The sequence below is a fragment of the Sphingobium vermicomposti genome (assembly GCF_011762025.1).
Classification (GTDB): Bacteria; Pseudomonadota; Alphaproteobacteria; order Sphingomonadales; family Sphingomonadaceae; genus Sphingobium; species Sphingobium vermicomposti.
This window is the reverse complement of record NZ_JAASQR010000002.1, coordinates 741,199-756,400: the sequence shown is the minus strand read 5'-3', so window position 1 is coordinate 756,400 and position 15,202 is coordinate 741,199. Positions and strand designations below refer to the sequence as shown.

Below are 15,202 nucleotides of genomic sequence, written 5' to 3'. Positions count from 1 at the left end.
TTATTCGCCAGCCGGGGCTTCTTCGCGATCGCGGCGCGGGCCACGGTCACCACGATCTTCACGCGGACCACGATCGCCGCGCGGGCCGCGATCACCACGTTCGGAACGCTCCTGCTTGCGCATCATGACCGACGGACCAGCTTCCAGCTCATCGACCTTGATGGTCATGTAGCGAATGATGTCTTCGTTGATCTGCGTCTGGCGTTCCAGCTCGGCAACCACGCCGGCGGGGGCGTCGATGTTCAGCATGACATAGTGCGCCTTGCGGTTCTTCGCGATCTTGTACGCGAGCGAACGCAGGCCCCAGGTTTCAACCTTGGTCACTTTGCCCTGCATATCTTCGACGATCTTGGTGGCGGTTTCCGCCAGCGCGTCCACCTGCGCCTGTGCCAGATCCTGGCGCGCAAGGAACACATGCTCATAAAGAGCCATGGTATTGCCTTCTCTGTTGGCCGATCGCTGACGCGCGCCCCATGCGCAACGCCCCTCCGGCTGTCGTCTCAAGCATTCTTTCGCAGCGATCCGAGTCACCTCGGGCCGTGCGAAGCGGCGCCTATGACGGAAACGCGGCGGGTTGGCAAGGAGGAGTTGAGCTGTTCCCGCCCACGAAAACGCCTCCGGGGGAGGAGAAACCCCGGAGGCGTTCGCCATTTGGCGGTGAGGGCAGGTCCTAGCGGATGACGCTGCCGATGACGGCACCGATGATGCCGCTGGTGATGGCTACCAGCACCGCGTCGTTGCCCGACCGGACCCAATGGTAGCCGCGCGGCGGTGCATTCAGGCGATAGTCGCGATAGTTGTTGACGACGCGATAGTTGCGGGCATCGCGGCGATCGAAACGTTGACCCTTGGCCCAGCGGCGATTGTCGTTTTTGCGGACGACATGCTTTTGTTTGTAGACGGTCTTCTGCTTGAAGGAAGCGCGGCCATGGGGGCTATGCTTCACGACGCGGGTGACTTCGCGATGGGGGGCGGCCTGGGCCTGGGTGGCCAGCAGGGGGCTGGCGACCATGGTGGTTGCGGCCAGGCTCATCAGCAGTTTCTTGATCATCTCACTTGCTCCTTGTCTTGGTCTTTTGCGCCTGTGTTGCGGCGTTGAAGACAGGTTTAGGAGAAAGTTGTCGCGAGAATGTGCCGGATGAGGCCGCTATTGTCTTGAAGTGTAACCGTCATTCATGGCGAAGCGCGTCGATGGGATTGAGCGCCGCAGCCCGTCGCGCCGGGAAATAGCCGAAGACAACGCCGATTGCCGCCGAAAAGAGGAAGGCGATGACGTTGACGCGGACGTCGAAGATGAAGGGCACCTGCATCAGCGGCGCTATGGCGACCGAAGCCGCGAGCGCCAGGAGCAGGCCGATAAGGCCGCCGAGGCAGGACAACACGATCGCTTCGACCAGAAATTGCATCAGCACTTCGCGCGCCACCGCGCCTATGGCGAGGCGGATGCCGATTTCGCGCGTGCGTTCCGTCACGGAGACCAGCATGATGTTCATGATGCCGATGCCGCCGACCAGCAGGGATATGGCCGCCACTGCAGCGACGATCTGGGTCAGGATGGTGGTGGTGCCGGTCAGGGTGTCGCTGATCTGCTTGGTGTCGAAGACGTTGAAATTATCCTCTGCGCCGGGCTTCACCTTGCGACGGTCGCGCATCAATTCTTCCAGGCTGGCCTGGACGGTGGAGGTGTCATAGGCGTCGTCGACCGCAATCATGATCTGGCTGATGTCGCGGTCGCCGGTGAAGCGGCGCTGGACGAACTTGATGGGCATGACGACGACATCGTCCTGATCGCCAAAGCCGCCCTGGCCGCGCGTCGCCAGCGCGCCGATCACCTGGCACGATACCCCTTTGATACGCAGCCGCTTACCGACCGGATCGCTGCCCTGAAAAAGGTTGGTGCGCACCGTGTTGCCGATGATGCAGACGGGCTTTCCGGCCTCCTCCTCCTCCGGCATGAAGAGGCGGCCCGTGTCCGATTTCCAGCTTTGCACTTCGAAATAGGACGCGGTGGTGCCGTAGACGGTGGTGGACCAGTTGCTGCCTTCGTAGATCGCGGTGCCGCTGGACTGGACCAGGGGGGCGACGGCGCGCACGCCAGTCAACTGGTTTTCGATCGCGGTGAGATCAGCGGGCTTGAAAGCGGGCGGGCGGGGACCGCCGCCGCCGCGGCCAAAGCCCTGACCGGGGCGAAGCTGAAGCACGTTGGCGCCGAGCGAGCTGATCTGTTCCCGCACGGCGGCGGTCGCGCCATTGCCTAGCGTCACCATGGTGACGACCGCCGCCACGCCGATGATGATGCCCAACGTCGTCAGGAAACTGCGCAGCTTGTGCCGGTTGATCGCGCGGAAGGCGAGGATGATGGTGGTGCCTAGCATCCTGATACTTTGCAGAACGCGCTGGGGTTGGGATAGTGCGGACAGAGGTTCAAGCGCTCACACCTTCTTCGATCCGCTCCACATGCCCATCCTTGAAATGGACGAGCGTGCGCGCATAGGCGGCCATGTCGGGTTCGTGCGTGACCATGATGACGGTGATGCCGACGTCGCGATTCAGGCCTCTCAGCAATTCCATGATTTCCAGCGAGCGTTCCGAATCGAGATTACCGGTAGGTTCGTCGGCCAGCAGCACGGCAGGTTGCGTCACGAGGGCGCGGGCGATGGCGACGCGCTGTTGCTGGCCGCCGGAAAGCTCTGCTGGGGTGTGGTCCCACCAGTCCTTTAGCCCGACTTTGTCGAGCGCGGCCATGCCCGCTTCATGGCGAGCCTTCCGGTCTTCCCCGCGATAGAGCAGGGGCAGTTCGACATTTTCCAGCGCGGTGGTGCGGGACAACAGGTTGAAGCCCTGGAAGACGAAGCCGAGATAACGGCGGCGCAGCAATGCGCGCTGGTCGCGGTCGAGCGTTTCGACATGGCGGCCCTTGAACAGAAATTCCCCGTCCGATGGGACGTCCAGGCATCCCAGGATATTCATCGTGGTCGACTTGCCGGAACCCGATGGCCCCATGACGGCGACGAAATCGCCCTGCTGAATGTCGAGGTCGATGCCCTTGAGCGCCTGAAAGGCAGTGGGGCCGGAGCCGTAGACCTTCGTCACGCCGCGCAGGGAAATAATGGGGTCGGCGGCCATCGGTCAGTTTCCGTTCTGGCGGCCGGTTCCGCGCGGCTCGCCCGCCGAAGGAGCTGCGGAAGCGCGGTTGCGGGCCGGGGGCTGTGCGCCCTGACGATCGTCCCGACCATTCTGATCTTCCGCTGGCGCTTCCTGCCCGGCGGCAAGCTGGCCGGTGATGACGCGCATGCCCGGTTTCAGATTGCCGCCGGTGATGGCGGTCCGAACGCCGTCGCTGGCACCGACCACGACCTGAACGGCCTTGGGCTTGCCGTCCTCTCCCACGACGTAGACGGTCTGGCTGCTACCCGCGCCGAAGCTGACCTGCCGGTTGTTGTTGCCCCGGCGGAAGCGGCGGCTTGGCACGATCTGGCTGGTGATGCCCCCGCCCTGGTCCGCATTGGTGCTGGGCTTGAAGCGCAGCGCGGCGTTGGGGACGAGCAGGGCGTCCTGAAGCTGTTGGGTAACGATGTCGGCGGTGGCGGTCATGCCGGGGCGCAGGATCTGATCCTTGTTATCGACCGCCAGGACGGCGGTGTAGGCGATCACGGTCCCGGTCGTGCTGCTGGTGCTGGCGGTGCCGCCGCTGGACGAGGTTGAGGATGCGCTGCCCGATGCGTTCGAGCCGACATTGACCCGCGTCACCCGCGCCGGAAAGCTGCGGCCGGGAAAAGCGTCGACATTGAAGGTGGCGGCCTGGCCGTCCTTCACCTGGCCGACATCGGCCTCATCGACCGACACTTCGACCTCCATCTGCGTCAGATCTTCCGCGATGGTGAAGAGGACGGGGGCGTTGAGCGATGCCGCAACGGTCTGGCCCGGTTCAATATCGCGGGACAGGACGACTCCTGTGACGGGCGAGACGATCTGCGCGATCGACAGGTTGGTCTGCGCCGTCGAAAGCTGCGCGCGCGACACGTCGACCTGGGCCTGCGCGGCGCGAAGGGAGCCGAGCGCGGATTGATAGTCGGCGCGGGCGGCGTCAATCTCTGTCTTGGCAGGGACGCGACCGCCGGAAAGCCGATAGACGTTAAGCTGGCGGTCGAGCGTCGCTTTAGACAGCGCAACCTGCGCCTGTGCCTGCGCGACGCTGGCCTGGGAGGCGGTGACCTGCGCCCGGTTCTGCGTCACGCTATCGACGAGGCGACGGGTATCGAGTTCGGCCAGCCTTTGGCCCTTTGTCACGCGGTCATTCACATCGACATAGACGGCTGTGATCTTGCCGGATTGCTCCGATCCCACATCGACCTGATTGATGGGTTTGAGGTTTCCGGTCGCGGACACGGTGACGGTCAGGTCCCCCCGGCGCACTTCCCGCGTGGCGTAATTGGGCTGGTCATCGCCGGAAAAGCAGCGAGCGACGAGCAGGACGAGGATCAGCAGCGCAAGGCCGATAGTGCCGCGCACAACCCATTTGCGCCAAGGCTTTGCGGGTTTTGCCCCCAGGAAATCATCGAGGTCCTGATCTTTGGTCACATCGTTGCTCATGCGGGCGAGTTTTCCATATTCTGCCAGCCGCCGCCCAGCGCGCTGTAAAGCTGGGCGATGGCGAGCGCTTCGGCACCTTGCGCGGCGGCAAGGCTGTTGCGCGCGTTCAAGAGGGTGGTTTCGCTGGTCGAAAGCGTCTGGAAGTCGATAAGGCCTGCTTGATACTGGCTGCGCGCCAGGATTGCGGCATTGTTGGACGCTTCGAACGCGGTGCCAAACTGCGCCTTGCGGGCGCGGGCGCTGTTGAGCGACGCGACGGCGTTTTCGACATCTTCCAGCGCAGTGAGCACATTCTGTTTATAGGCGGCGAACGCGCCTTCCGCCGCTGCGCGCTGGGAGCGCACCTGAGATGCGAGGCGGCCGCCGTCAAAGATTACCTGCGCGACATTGGCGAAGATGCCGCCAGTGATGACGTCGAACAGGCTTTTGAAGGAAGCCGCGCTGGTGCCGATATTCCCGCTGATGCCCAAGGCCGGGTAAAGCTGCGCCTGGGCGACGCCGATCCGCGCGGTGGCGGCGGCAAGGGCGCGTTCTGCCGAGCGCACGTCCGGGCGCTGGCGCAGTGTGTCGGCGGGGATGCCCGTGATCACGCTGACGGATGCAGCGGGGATGGGAGCGGGGCTTTCCAGCGTCCGGGTCGCGTCGCCGGGGGCCTGGCCCGTGAGCACGGCGATGCGGTTGAGGCTGCCGCGCAGGCTGGCTTCAAGCTGGGGGATGGCCGCCCGTGTCTGGGCCAGCTGGGCACGGGCCTGCTGTTCGTCGAGCGACGACACCAGTCCCGCCTGCAACCGCCATCCGGCGATGTCGAAATTGTCCTTCTGAATAGCCTCCGTCTCGCGGGCGATGCGCAACTGTTCCTGCGCGAGCCGGGCCTGGACATAGTTGGTCACGAGTTCGGCGATGATCGTCACGCGCACATTGGCGAGGTCGTAGCCGGATGCGGCGAGGTCTGCCCGCGCGGCTTCGGAAGAGCGGGCCAGTTCGCCGAACAGGTCGATTTGCCAACTGGCATTGGCACCCAGCGTGTAGCGATTGCTCCAGCTATCGGCACCGCCGGAAATGATGTTGCCATTGTCATCCACCCGCGTGCCGCCGCCCCGGTTGGAATAATTGCTGCCAGCACTGCCGGACGCGTTCACCTGGGGCAGGAAAGCGGCGTTCGTCTGACGCAGCGATTCCCGCGCCTGACGGAGGCGTGCCTGCGCCTGCACGATGTCGAGGTTGCTGGCGACCGCCCGGTCGATCAGCAGGTCGAGCGCCGGATCGCCGAGCCGGGTCCACCAGTTCGCAAGCGCGCCTTCATCGACGGGGGCGTTGTTCCCCTGAATATAGGTGGCTGGCACGCCCAGCGACGCGGGCTGGGGCGGCCGATAGTCGGGTCCGGCGGCGCAAGCCGATAGCGTCAGCGCGGCTGTGGCAATCCAGGCAATGCGATATCGCACCTTTTCCTAGCACTCCGTCGTCGTTAAAGGGGCCCGCAGACATTTTGCGGGGGGCTGCGGGATGACGCATCGGATAAGTGCCGAAATCAAGGTGGCGTCTCAATGCTAATAATGTCGTAAAGTGTAACGGTCTTGAAAAGTGGCGCTTTTTCGGGCGTCCTTTGGTCAAAGGGTGGATGATGAGGGCATTTGTTTTTCCGGGGCAGGGCAGCCAGTCGGTAGGCATGGGCAAGGCGCTGGCGGAAGCCAGCCCGGCGGCGAAGGAGCTGTTTCAGGAGGTCGATGACGCGCTGAACCAGCATTTGTTCCGCATCATGGTGGAAGGACCGGACAGCGACCTGACGCTTACCGAAAACGCCCAGCCCGCGATCATGGCTAATGCGCTGGCAACGTTGCGGGTGATGCAGAAGGAAGGCGGCTTTTCCCTTGGCGAAAAGGGCGATTTCGTCGCTGGGCACAGTCTGGGCGAATATAGCGCCCTGTGCGGGGTCGAGGCGTTTGACATTGCCACCACGTCCCGGCTGTTGAAGCTGCGCGGGCAGGCGATGCAGGCTGCTGTCCCGGTTGGCGAGGGTGCGATGGCGGCTTTGCTGGGCGCGGACATTGAAAAGGCGCAGGCGCTGGCCGATGCCGCTGCCCAGGGGGAAGTGTGCACCGTCGCCAATGATAATGATCCGAGCCAGGTGGTCATTTCCGGCCATCGCGGCGCGATCGAGCGCGCGGTTGCGCTGGTCAAGGATCATGGCATCAAGCGCGGCGTACTGTTGCCCGTGTCTGCGCCGTTCCACTGCCCGCTGATGCAGCCCGCCGCCGACGCCATGGCGGAAGCGCTGGGCAATGCGAAGATCAACACGCCGCTGCTGCCCGTCTATGCCAATGTGCTGGCCAGCGCGATCGCCGACCCGGACGAGATTCGCTTGCGTCTGGTAGAGCAGGTGACCGGTCGGGTGCGATGGCGTGAATCCGTCGCGGCCATGTGGGAAGCGGGCGTCACCGACTTTGTGGAACTGGGGGGCAAGGTGCTGGGGCCGATGATCAAGCGCATTGCGCCGGACGCGACCGTACGCAGCGTCGTGACCATGGACGATGTCGAAGCCGCACTTGGCGCTTTCTGAAAGATATAAGGATAAAATCATGTTCGATCTGACAGGCATGACTGCTCTGGTGACGGGCGCTTCGGGCGGGATTGGGTCCGCCATTGCAAAGGCGCTGGCGGCTCAAGGGGCCACGCTGGCGCTTTCGGGGAGCAATGAGGACAAGCTGAAAGCCTTTGCAGCGGAACTGGGGGGCGATCACAAGACGCTGGTTTGCAACCTTTCCGATCCGGCGGCTGTAGATGGGCTGGTCGGGCAGGCGGTCGAGGCTCTGGGTGGCAAGATCGACATATTGGTCAACAATGCCGGTATCACCCGCGACAATTTGATCCTGCGGATGAAGGACGATGAGTGGTCCGACGTGATCTCCGTCAATCTGGAAGCCGCATTCCGCCTGGTGCGGGCCGCTGCCAAGCCGATGATGAAGGCGCGTTTTGGCCGCATCATTTCGATCACGTCGGTCGTTGGCGTCACTGGCAATCCGGGCCAGTCCAACTATGCCGCGTCCAAGGCGGGCATTATCGGCATGTCGAAATCGCTGGGCCAGGAACTGGCGAGCCGTGGCATCACCGTGAATTGCGTGGCCCCGGGCTTTATCCGGTCGGCCATGACCGACGGACTGAACGATACGCAAAAGGGTGCGATCCTGCAGAAGATACCCGCCGGCGACCTGGGCAATGGCGAAGATATCGGCGCTGCGGTCGTATATCTGGCCAGCCGCGAGGCCGGTTATGTCACCGGCCAGACGCTGCATGTGAACGGCGGCATGGCGATGGTGTGACAGGATCGGGCGCGCGCCACCGACAAGGCAGTGCGCGTCTGGCTATTTGCATCAACGTCACATTGTGCCATCGGAACGGTTGACAGGGGGCAGAAATCATCCTTTTCGATCATCTCTTGCCTCTTGCCTCTCACGGGGCTTGGCTCTAGGGCATGCCTTAACAATTATTCATAACCTCAACGATACCCAGTAAAAAGGACCACTCATGAGTGAGACCGCGGATCGCGTTAAGAAAATCGTCGTCGAACATCTGGGCGTGGAAGCCGAAAAGGTGACCGAGGACGCAAGCTTCATCGACGATCTGGGCGCAGACAGCCTGGACATCGTTGAGCTGGTCATGGCGTTCGAAGAAGAGTTCGGCGTCGAGATTCCTGACGATGCGGCTGAAAAGATCGCCACCGTCAAGGATGCGATCGATTATATCGACAGCAAGCAGTAAGAGCGTTTGGCGGCTGGCCCGGACAGGTGCTGGCCGCAACGTTTGAAGAAAATGGCTCCCTCCTGTCCGGGAAAACCGGACCTTGGGGAGCCTTTTTGTATCTGGACCGCCGTTCACAAGCGCTTCGCAAGCCGCTAAGGAACGGCGCAAGTTCGTGAAGTTTTTCGGAGCAGATATATGCGTCGCGTCGTTGTAACCGGCCTTGGCATGGTGAGCCCTCTGGGTGGAGATGTCGAAACCACGTGGAAGAACATCATCGCGTCCAAATCCGGCGCGGCGAGGATCGAGCGTTTCGACCCCACAGAATATAAGTGCCGTATCGCCTGTGAGGTGAAGCCCGCAGACCATGAATATGGCTATGATCCGGCGCTGGACGTGGATCACAAGATTCAGCGGCAGGTCGATCCCTTCATCGTCTACGGCATTTCCGCCGCTAGCCAAGCGCTGCGCGACGCGGGCCTGGACGATATGAGCGAGGAAGAGCGGCTGCGCGCCGGTTGTTCGATCGGGTCGGGCATTGGTGGGTTGCCGGGCATCGAAAGCGAATCGCTGGTGCTCGCCAACAAGGGGCCGAGCCGCGTCAGCCCGCACTTCGTTCATGGTCGGCTGATCAACCTGATTTCGGGTCAGGTCTCGATCAAATATGGCCTGATGGGTCCGAATCACGCGGTCGTCACTGCCTGTTCGACCGGTGCCCATTCGATCGGCGACGCCGCGCGGATGATCGCGATGGACGATGCCGACGTGATGCTGGCGGGTGGTGCGGAAAGCGCGATCTGCCCCATCGGCATCGCCGGTTTCGCTCAGGCCCGCGCGCTATCGACCGCTTTCAACGACACGCCGGAAAAGGCGAGCCGTCCCTATGATGTCAACCGCGATGGCTTTGTCATGGGCGAAGGCGCGGGCGTCGTCGTGCTGGAAGAATATGAGCACGCGAAGAAGCGCGGCGCGAAAATCTACGCCGAAGTGATCGGTTATGGCCTGTCGGGCGATGCCTATCATGTGACGGCACCGCATCCCGAAGGCAGCGGCGGCTACCGCTCGATGGAAATGGCGCTCAGGAAATCGGGCCTCAGCCTGTCCGACATCGACTATGTGAACGCGCATGGCACATCGACACCGCTGGGCGACGAGTTGGAACTGGGCGCAGTCAAGCGGCTGTTCGGTGACAATCTGTCGACTATGTCGATGAGCAGCACCAAGTCGGCCATCGGCCATTTGCTGGGCGGCGCTGGCGCAGTGGAAAGCATCTTCTGCATCCTGGCCATGCGTGACCAGATCGTGCCGCCAACGCTGAACCTGGACGAGCCGAGCGAAAGCTGCGCGGGCGTCGACCTGGTCCCCCATGTCGCCAAGGAGCGGAAGGTGCGCGCCGTGCTGAACAACAGCTTCGGCTTTGGCGGCACCAATGCGTCGCTCATCATGAAGGCGATCTGAGGCCATTTTCATGCGACGGCTAGGCTTTAGCATCTTGCTGGTCGGCCTGGCCGTCGCTGCCTTTGTCGCGTTTCGGTTCATTTATGGCTGGACCGAAACGGGGCCAGCGACGAGCGACATTAATATCGTCGTGCCTGAAGGGGCGTCGATCGCCGATGCGGCGGTGCTGCTCAAGCGGAACGGGGCGGTGCGTTCCGCCGACGCCTTCCTGACGCGGACCAAGCTGTTCGGCCGGGGGAAGTCGATCAAGGCAGGCGAGTTTCTGATTCCGAAGGGCGCGAGCAATTCGGACATTTTCGCGATCCTGCAGGGCGGCAAGACGCTGACCCGGCTCGTCACCATCCCGGAAGGCATGCCTTCGATCCTGGTCTATGAGCGGCTGATGGCCAATGAGCAGTTGACCGGGACGATCAAGGTCCCTGCCGAGGGAAGCGTGCTGCCCGATAGCTATGCTTTCGACAAGGGGGAGAGCAGGGCGGCGGTCCTGAAGCGCATGCAGGATGCGATGACGCGGACGCTGGCGAAGCTGTGGGCGGACCGTGCGCCGGATGCAGTCGTGAAGACGCCGCAAGAGGCGATTATCCTGGCCAGCATCGTGGAAAAGGAAACCGCCATCCCGAAGGAGCGGCCCACGGTCGCGGGGGTTTATGGCAACCGGCTGAAAATGGGCATGATGCTGCAGGCGGACCCGACGATCATCTACCCGATTACAAAGGGAAAGCCGCTGGGCCGACGCATCAACAAGTCGGAAATCACTGCCGTCAACGATTACAACACTTATGCCATGACCGGCCTGCCCAAAGGACCGATCGCCAATCCGGGCAAGCTGTCGATCCTTGCGGTTTTGCAGCCGGCGAAAACCAAGGCGCTCTATTTCGTCGCGGATGGGAAGGGCGGCCACATCTTCGCCGAGACGCTGGAACAGCATAACCAGAATGTGCGGAAATGGTTCGACATTCGACGTGCGCGCGGGGAACTATAGGGCATCCGCGCGGACATCATGGTCGTTAGAACCTGCTTCGAAAAACGCCCTAAGCGTGTTCGGAAAAGATCAGAAATGGCAGGTCGAGCGGTTGATAGGCGAAGCCCAGCATAGAAAGGGCGGCGGTGATCTGGCCCCTGTGATGGGTAGCGTGATTGAAGACGTGAAGCAGCGCGCCTGACATCGGCAATGTCCGCATCTGCCCTGTCGTCATGGTGTAGCGAAGATCGTCGGCGAGTGCTTCTTCATCGAGGCTTGCTATATATTCGGGCCAGCGCGCTGTCGCGGCGATCAGGCGCGATGCCAAAGCGGTCCGATTGCTTTCCATCTCTGCGTCAAGCGGCAGGGTGGCCGTGCGACCCTGCGTGAATCTGGGATACCAAATCTCGCTGTCTGTCAGCAGCAGATGATTCAGGGTTCCGTGTATCGACCGGAAAAATAGCCCGCATGGCTTGTGGTAAAATTCGTTCGGGATCGGCGCTATAGATGTCAGAAGCCGATCGGTTGCCCAGACATGATATCGCGCCATCTGGGCAAGCTGGTCTTTGGCTGAGACGGCCATGAATCTCCCTCGCTGTTGCGCCGGGTAAGTGGCGTCAACGGCTCTGCCAGGCGAGGGATAGAATAGGGGCCTCTGCCAGTAAATGCATGTTTCGAAAAACGCCTAGTTTCTGTCGTTGCGGCGAGCGGTCGCTTTGGAGCGGTCGCGTTCTACGACGCTGATGATCTTGCCATAAGCGCGGGCGAGATTTTCGTGGTGCTGCCTTATGAGATCGCACGTCGCGTACGCGGCGCTGAACTGTTCCAGCCGCTGCTGGCTCTGGAGATGCGTGATTTCCGCCATCAATATTTCCTGACAGTAGCTGGCGGGTGGCGAGAAACATGGGCTGCGGAGCGTTTGACGTCGCCAGTGATGATCTTGTTCTTCAACAGCTTTCGAACCTCGTCAGCTTCCCGACCGTCAAGCAGGACCACTCGTGAACCACCAGACGCCAAGGGTTCGATTGTCGAAATGCGGAAATTGTGAGTGGCGCAGAGCTTTTCGATCTCAGCCACGCTGACCGACATGTTGATGGCCCTGCTCATGATGCGCGGCCCTCTCCGCCGAACGGATAGGGGGCGAAAGCCGTCCCGCCCTTGACCGCGCCGGACCTGTAGGGGTGGCCATGTTCACGAATGCGACGGGCATAAACGCTGGCGCGAGAGCGATGCGTGGCCCGCGCCACGGTGCAGGACGACGCCTGTTCCTTCAAAAGCTCGATCTGTTCGTTTTTCAGTAAATAGTTGAGATCTTCCATGGGCGGACTCCTGCGGCAAGCGGGAGCGCGATGGTCTCTCTGTCAATGCGAAGGCTTGCGGGCTGGTTTCGCTCGATGAAACATTCCTAGCACGATCTCTTCAGCCTGTCGCACCAATTCGCAATTTGTTTCTGTTCAATGGTTGAACTGTCACGGTGGAAATGATCTCATTCACCTCAATATGCCTTTTGCCCTGAGGTGCCGGGCGTAGGCCGTTTGCGCTACCGCGATCGCAAATATGATGGCCGGAAAAATCGCGGTCGCTGCACCCTTTACGGCTAGCAAGTCCGTGCCAAGGAAGCTGTATCCGAACTGCACGATCACCGCGATCACCGACAGCAGAAACAGGCCGACAGCCGCCGCCTTGCGCATGAGCAGCAGGGTGGCGCCCAGCGTTCCTGCGCTCACCGCAACGGCATAGGCGGCCCACGCCCAGCCGGGCATCTGGGCAAATATCTGTGCGGTATAGGGGTCGTCCTTCGCCAAGGTTGAAAGATCGGCGTCATATTGGAGGATGAAGGCGACGAGGCCCATCAGATTCCAGCCGAGCAGAATGAGGCCGAGGATATTGACGGATCGTGACGGGCGCATCTGTGTTTCCTCACCCAATGGCCGCTTGTCGCCTTGGGATGGGTGCATCATATATGCGCCTGACCTGGCGGGGAAGCGCTGCCGCGACAAGGAGATTTCATGATGCTGGGACGTGCCATACCTGAAGTAACGCTGAAAACGCGCGTGCGGGATGAGAGCGTCGGCGGCCCCAACCCGTTCCGTTGGCAGGATGTCGAAACGGGAGAGCTGTTCAAGGGCAAGCGCGCCGTTGTCTTTTCCCTGCCCGGAGCGTTCACACCGACCTGTTCGACCGAACAATGTCCCGCCTTCGAGCGATATTATGACGAGTTCAGGGCGCTGGGTGTCGATGACGTCTATTGCATATCGGTCAATGATGCGTTCGTGATGTATCAGTGGGGCAAGCATCTGGGGGTCAGGAACGTCAAGCTGCTTCCCGATGGGTCAGGTGATTTCACGCGCCGAATGGGGATGCTGATCAAAAAGAACCATCTGGGCTTTGGCGATCGCAGCTGGCGTTATGCGATGGTCGTCGATGACGGGAAGATCGTGGCCTGGTTCGAGGAGCCAGGGATCAACGATATCGGCGAGGATGACGACCCCTATGGAATGAGCAGTCCTGAGCCGGTGCTGGAATGGTTGAAGGCGCACCAGGCTGACTGAACGTCCGGCATTCGCGCCGATCGTCGTGACGGCGTTGATGGGCGCGGAGGATTTTGCCTGGGCTGACGGTTTGCGGCGGGCGCATTTCCCGCCGGATCGCAATGTCGTGCCAGCGCATATCACGCTGTTTCATCATTTGCTGCCGTCGATCCTGCCGGAACTGGCGACGCGGATAAGGCAGCTATGCGTGGGGCCGGCTCCGGTGGCGTCGCTGGCCAAAGTCATGCTGCTGGGGCGGGGGGTCGCCTATCAGGTGGAGAGCGGCGATTTGCTGGCCATGCGTGATGAACTGGCGCAGGCCTTTGCCGGGCTGTTGACGCCGCAGGACCAGGCGCGGCCCCGGCTGCACCTGACCGTACAGAACAAGGTGCCACCGGAACAGGCGCGCCAACTGGCGGCTGAACTGAGCGCAGGGTTCCGGCCGCGACGCCTGCGGATCAGTGGGCTTGCGGCGTGGTTCTATCGCGGCGGGTCGTGGGAGCTGGCCATGAAGGCGAGTTTTCGGGGGTAGGCTTGGGCAGGGATTTCCCTACAAGTGTGGAACTGGGCTCCTGCCTTCGCAGGAGCACAATTATCCTTCAGGCGAGGCCGACTTCCTTGAGCGGTATGGCGGGGTCGGCAAGCTGTACCTGATCGAGCAGCGCGCCCGACAGGACATGCGCGCGGCCCTGGACATAATCCTTGACCGCATTGACGCAATCGAGCGCGATCACCTTGCCCGCTTTCAGATACAGCACGGAAAAGCTGCGGTTTGCAGGATCGCCGCGCAGGATCGTGTGGTCATGGCCGATGGACAGGCCGACCGTCTGAAGTTTCAGGTCATATTGGTTGGACCAGAACCACGGCACGGCGTCATAGGCGTCTTCCTTGCCCATGATGTGGGCAACGGCAGTCTTTGCCTGATCATTGGCGTTCTGGACCGATTCAAGGCGGATCTGAGCGCCGCGCGCGAAGCGGTTCGCATGGGACGCGCAGTCGCCAACGGCATAGATGTCGGGCAGACTGGTGCGGCAATATTCATCCACATCGACGCCATTGCCGCCCGCCGCGCCGGCAGCGATCAGCGGGCCGGTTTCCGGGATGATGCCGATGCCGACGATGACCATGTCGGTTTCGATCCGCTCACCATCCTGCATCAGTACGGCTGTCGCCTTGCCATCTATCACTTCGATGCAGTCCATCTTTGCGCCGGTGCGCAGGTCGACGCCATGGGCGCGATGTTCCGCTTCGTAGAAACGGGACAGGTCTTCGCCCGCGACGCGAGCGAGAACGCGGTCCAGCGCTTCGAGCACAACAACCTTCTTGCCCAATTTGGTGAGGACGGCAGCGGCTTCCAGGCCGATATAGCCGCCGCCGATGACGGTGACATGTTCGATCTGGTCAAGCTTTGCCATCATCCCGTCTACATCGTCGCGACGGCGGACGGCATGGACATTGGACGCGTCGGCGCCGTTGCAGGTCAGCATGCGCGGGCTGCCGCCGGTGGCCCAGATCAGCTTGCCATAGCCGATCTGTTCGCCGCCCGCGGTCAGGATATTCGCTTGCGCATCAACGGTTTTGACCCGATGGCCCAGGAGCAGGTCAATCTTGCGTTCGGGCCAGAAACTGGCGGGGCGAATGAGGATGCGGTCGAAGCTCTTGTCGCCCGCAAAATATTCCTTCGACAAAGGAGGGCGTTCGTAAGGCGGGTCCTTTTCATCGCCGATCATCGCGACCGAACCTTCAAAGCCCAGTTGGCGCAGGGAGATTGCCGCCTGTGCACCGGCATGACCGGCGCCCACGATCACAACATCATAATGGTTCATCGGCCCCCGATCCTCTCCAAGTCTGTCCCGCGCCGTCATTGGCGCGCTTTGCCGAGGCTGGCAAGGGCTGGCGGCGAAGATTGCCGGTTTGCCGCCGC

19 protein-coding genes are annotated in these 15,202 nt (G+C 62.0%); 7 read left to right on the top strand and 12 right to left on the bottom strand.

Translation table 11 applies throughout. From position 1 onward, the window contains the following. The 6 genes from rpsF to FHS54_RS08450 form a co-directional block, all read right to left on the bottom strand. Entirely contained in the window at window positions 1–432 is a 432-nt protein-coding gene (gene rpsF, locus FHS54_RS08475; protein WP_167303341.1) for a 30S ribosomal protein S6, read from the bottom strand. 238 nt (window positions 433–670) lie between these two features. Continuing rightward, window positions 671–1,051 (bottom strand): RcnB family protein, encoded by a 381-nt coding sequence (locus FHS54_RS08470; RefSeq protein WP_167303340.1) that lies wholly within the window; start codon window positions 1,049–1,051, stop codon window positions 671–673. A gap of 118 nt (window positions 1,052–1,169) precedes the next feature. Next, window positions 1,170–2,375, bottom strand: coding sequence for an ABC transporter permease (locus tag FHS54_RS08465; RefSeq protein WP_167303339.1), 1,206 nt, complete (start codon window positions 2,373–2,375; stop codon window positions 1,170–1,172). Window positions 2,376–2,424: 49 nt separating this feature from the next. After that, window positions 2,425–3,126 carry an ABC transporter ATP-binding protein gene (locus tag FHS54_RS08460; protein WP_167303338.1) on the bottom strand — a complete coding sequence of 234 codons (702 nt, stop codon included), beginning with the start codon at window positions 3,124–3,126 and terminating at the stop codon, window positions 2,425–2,427. Window positions 3,127–3,129: 3 nt separating this feature from the next. After that, a complete protein-coding gene (locus tag FHS54_RS08455) occupies window positions 3,130–4,593 on the bottom strand; it encodes an efflux RND transporter periplasmic adaptor subunit (protein WP_167303337.1) in 1,464 nt (487 codons plus the stop codon). Then, window positions 4,590–6,035: an efflux transporter outer membrane subunit gene (locus FHS54_RS08450; RefSeq protein ID WP_167303336.1), complete on the bottom strand. Its 1,446-nt coding sequence runs from the start codon at window positions 6,033–6,035 to the stop codon at window positions 4,590–4,592. Before FHS54_RS08450 ends, FHS54_RS08455 begins: the two co-directional genes overlap by 4 nt. Window positions 6,036–6,214: 179 nt before the next feature. Between FHS54_RS08450 and fabD the strand changes: the two genes are divergently transcribed. The 5 genes from fabD (at window position 6,215) to mltG (ending at window position 10,768) form a co-directional block, all read left to right on the top strand. Next, window positions 6,215–7,150 carry an ACP S-malonyltransferase gene (gene fabD, locus FHS54_RS08445; protein ID WP_167303619.1) on the top strand — a complete coding sequence of 312 codons (936 nt, stop codon included), beginning with the start codon at window positions 6,215–6,217 and terminating at the stop codon, window positions 7,148–7,150. A gap of 19 nt (window positions 7,151–7,169) precedes the next feature. Continuing rightward, entirely contained in the window at window positions 7,170–7,910 is a 741-nt protein-coding gene (gene fabG / locus FHS54_RS08440; RefSeq protein ID WP_167303335.1) for a 3-oxoacyl-[acyl-carrier-protein] reductase, read from the top strand. A 205-nt stretch (window positions 7,911–8,115) separates the two neighbouring features. After that, window positions 8,116–8,349 carry an acyl carrier protein gene (locus FHS54_RS08435; protein ID WP_007689016.1) on the top strand — a complete coding sequence of 78 codons (234 nt, stop codon included), beginning with the start codon at window positions 8,116–8,118 and terminating at the stop codon, window positions 8,347–8,349. 177 nt (window positions 8,350–8,526) lie between these two features. Beyond that, complete coding sequence (gene fabF, locus FHS54_RS08430; protein WP_167303334.1) at window positions 8,527–9,786, top strand: beta-ketoacyl-ACP synthase II; 1,260 nt, start codon at window positions 8,527–8,529, stop codon at window positions 9,784–9,786. Window positions 9,787–9,796: 10 nt separating this feature from the next. Continuing rightward, complete coding sequence (gene mltG, locus FHS54_RS08425; RefSeq protein WP_167303333.1) at window positions 9,797–10,768, top strand: endolytic transglycosylase MltG; 972 nt, start codon at window positions 9,797–9,799, stop codon at window positions 10,766–10,768. A gap of 49 nt (window positions 10,769–10,817) precedes the next feature. Here the strand turns inward: mltG and FHS54_RS08420 are convergent, their stop codons facing one another. The 5 genes from FHS54_RS08420 to FHS54_RS08400 form a co-directional block, all read right to left on the bottom strand. Beyond that, complete coding sequence (locus FHS54_RS08420) at window positions 10,818–11,330, bottom strand: DinB family protein (protein WP_167303332.1); 513 nt, start codon at window positions 11,328–11,330, stop codon at window positions 10,818–10,820. 102 nt (window positions 11,331–11,432) lie between these two features. Further along, window positions 11,433–11,612, bottom strand: coding sequence for a hypothetical protein (locus FHS54_RS08415; protein WP_167303331.1), 180 nt, complete (start codon window positions 11,610–11,612; stop codon window positions 11,433–11,435). Continuing rightward, a complete protein-coding gene (locus FHS54_RS08410; RefSeq protein WP_167303330.1) occupies window positions 11,612–11,854 on the bottom strand; it encodes a hypothetical protein in 243 nt (80 codons plus the stop codon). Before FHS54_RS08410 ends, FHS54_RS08415 begins: the two co-directional genes overlap by 1 nt. Continuing rightward, the gene (locus tag FHS54_RS08405; protein WP_167303329.1) at window positions 11,851–12,066 is read right to left on the bottom strand and encodes a hypothetical protein; all 216 of its coding nucleotides are present in this window, start codon (window positions 12,064–12,066) and stop codon (window positions 11,851–11,853) included. The genes FHS54_RS08410 and FHS54_RS08405 overlap by 4 nt, the downstream gene beginning before the upstream one ends. A gap of 171 nt (window positions 12,067–12,237) precedes the next feature. Continuing rightward, a complete protein-coding gene (locus FHS54_RS08400; RefSeq protein WP_167303618.1) occupies window positions 12,238–12,657 on the bottom strand; it encodes a sugar transporter in 420 nt (139 codons plus the stop codon). Window positions 12,658–12,759: 102 nt separating this feature from the next. Between FHS54_RS08400 and FHS54_RS08395 the strand changes: the two genes are divergently transcribed. Both FHS54_RS08395 and FHS54_RS08390 read left to right on the top strand, forming a co-directional pair. Next, window positions 12,760–13,299: a peroxiredoxin gene (locus tag FHS54_RS08395; RefSeq protein ID WP_167303616.1), complete on the top strand. Its 540-nt coding sequence runs from the start codon at window positions 12,760–12,762 to the stop codon at window positions 13,297–13,299. A gap of 37 nt (window positions 13,300–13,336) precedes the next feature. Beyond that, window positions 13,337–13,810 carry a 2'-5' RNA ligase family protein gene (locus FHS54_RS08390; protein ID WP_167303617.1) on the top strand — a complete coding sequence of 158 codons (474 nt, stop codon included), beginning with the start codon at window positions 13,337–13,339 and terminating at the stop codon, window positions 13,808–13,810. Between the two features lie 67 nt (window positions 13,811–13,877). Here FHS54_RS08390 and FHS54_RS08385 read toward each other — a convergent pair whose 3' ends face one another. Beyond that, window positions 13,878–15,104, bottom strand: coding sequence for an NAD(P)/FAD-dependent oxidoreductase (locus tag FHS54_RS08385; protein ID WP_167303328.1), 1,227 nt, complete (start codon window positions 15,102–15,104; stop codon window positions 13,878–13,880). Window positions 15,105–15,202: the final 98 nt, after the last annotated feature.

Excerpts from the sequence above, each read along its gene's own strand:
- fabG (WP_167303335.1), top strand. The coding sequence starts at position 7,170 with ATGTTCGATCTGACAGGCATGACTGCTCTGGTGACGGGCGCTTCGGGC.
- FHS54_RS08470 (WP_167303340.1), bottom strand. The coding sequence starts at position 1,051 with ATGATCAAGAAACTGCTGATGAGCCTGGCCGCAACCACCATGGTCGCC.
- FHS54_RS08395 (WP_167303616.1), top strand. The coding sequence starts at position 12,760 with ATGCTGGGACGTGCCATACCTGAAGTAACGCTGAAAACGCGCGTGCGG.
- FHS54_RS08415 (WP_167303331.1), bottom strand. The coding sequence starts at position 11,612 with ATGGCGGAAATCACGCATCTCCAGAGCCAGCAGCGGCTGGAACAGTTC.
- FHS54_RS08455 (WP_167303337.1), bottom strand. The coding sequence starts at position 4,593 with ATGAGCAACGATGTGACCAAAGATCAGGACCTCGATGATTTCCTGGGG.
- FHS54_RS08435 (WP_007689016.1), top strand. The coding sequence starts at position 8,116 with ATGAGTGAGACCGCGGATCGCGTTAAGAAAATCGTCGTCGAACATCTG.
- FHS54_RS08385 (WP_167303328.1), bottom strand. The coding sequence starts at position 15,104 with ATGAACCATTATGATGTTGTGATCGTGGGCGCCGGTCATGCCGGTGCA.
- fabD (WP_167303619.1), top strand. The coding sequence starts at position 6,215 with ATGAGGGCATTTGTTTTTCCGGGGCAGGGCAGCCAGTCGGTAGGCATG.
- FHS54_RS08420 (WP_167303332.1), bottom strand. The coding sequence starts at position 11,330 with ATGGCCGTCTCAGCCAAAGACCAGCTTGCCCAGATGGCGCGATATCAT.
- FHS54_RS08460 (WP_167303338.1), bottom strand. The coding sequence starts at position 3,126 with ATGGCCGCCGACCCCATTATTTCCCTGCGCGGCGTGACGAAGGTCTAC.
- rpsF (WP_167303341.1), bottom strand. The coding sequence starts at position 432 with ATGGCTCTTTATGAGCATGTGTTCCTTGCGCGCCAGGATCTGGCACAG.
- FHS54_RS08410 (WP_167303330.1), bottom strand. The coding sequence starts at position 11,854 with ATGAGCAGGGCCATCAACATGTCGGTCAGCGTGGCTGAGATCGAAAAG.
- FHS54_RS08390 (WP_167303617.1), top strand. The coding sequence starts at position 13,337 with ATGGGCGCGGAGGATTTTGCCTGGGCTGACGGTTTGCGGCGGGCGCAT.
- mltG (WP_167303333.1), top strand. The coding sequence starts at position 9,797 with ATGCGACGGCTAGGCTTTAGCATCTTGCTGGTCGGCCTGGCCGTCGCT.
- fabF (WP_167303334.1), top strand. The coding sequence starts at position 8,527 with ATGCGTCGCGTCGTTGTAACCGGCCTTGGCATGGTGAGCCCTCTGGGT.
- FHS54_RS08465 (WP_167303339.1), bottom strand. The coding sequence starts at position 2,375 with ATGCTAGGCACCACCATCATCCTCGCCTTCCGCGCGATCAACCGGCAC.
- FHS54_RS08405 (WP_167303329.1), bottom strand. The coding sequence starts at position 12,066 with ATGGAAGATCTCAACTATTTACTGAAAAACGAACAGATCGAGCTTTTG.
- FHS54_RS08400 (WP_167303618.1), bottom strand. The coding sequence starts at position 12,657 with ATGCGCCCGTCACGATCCGTCAATATCCTCGGCCTCATTCTGCTCGGC.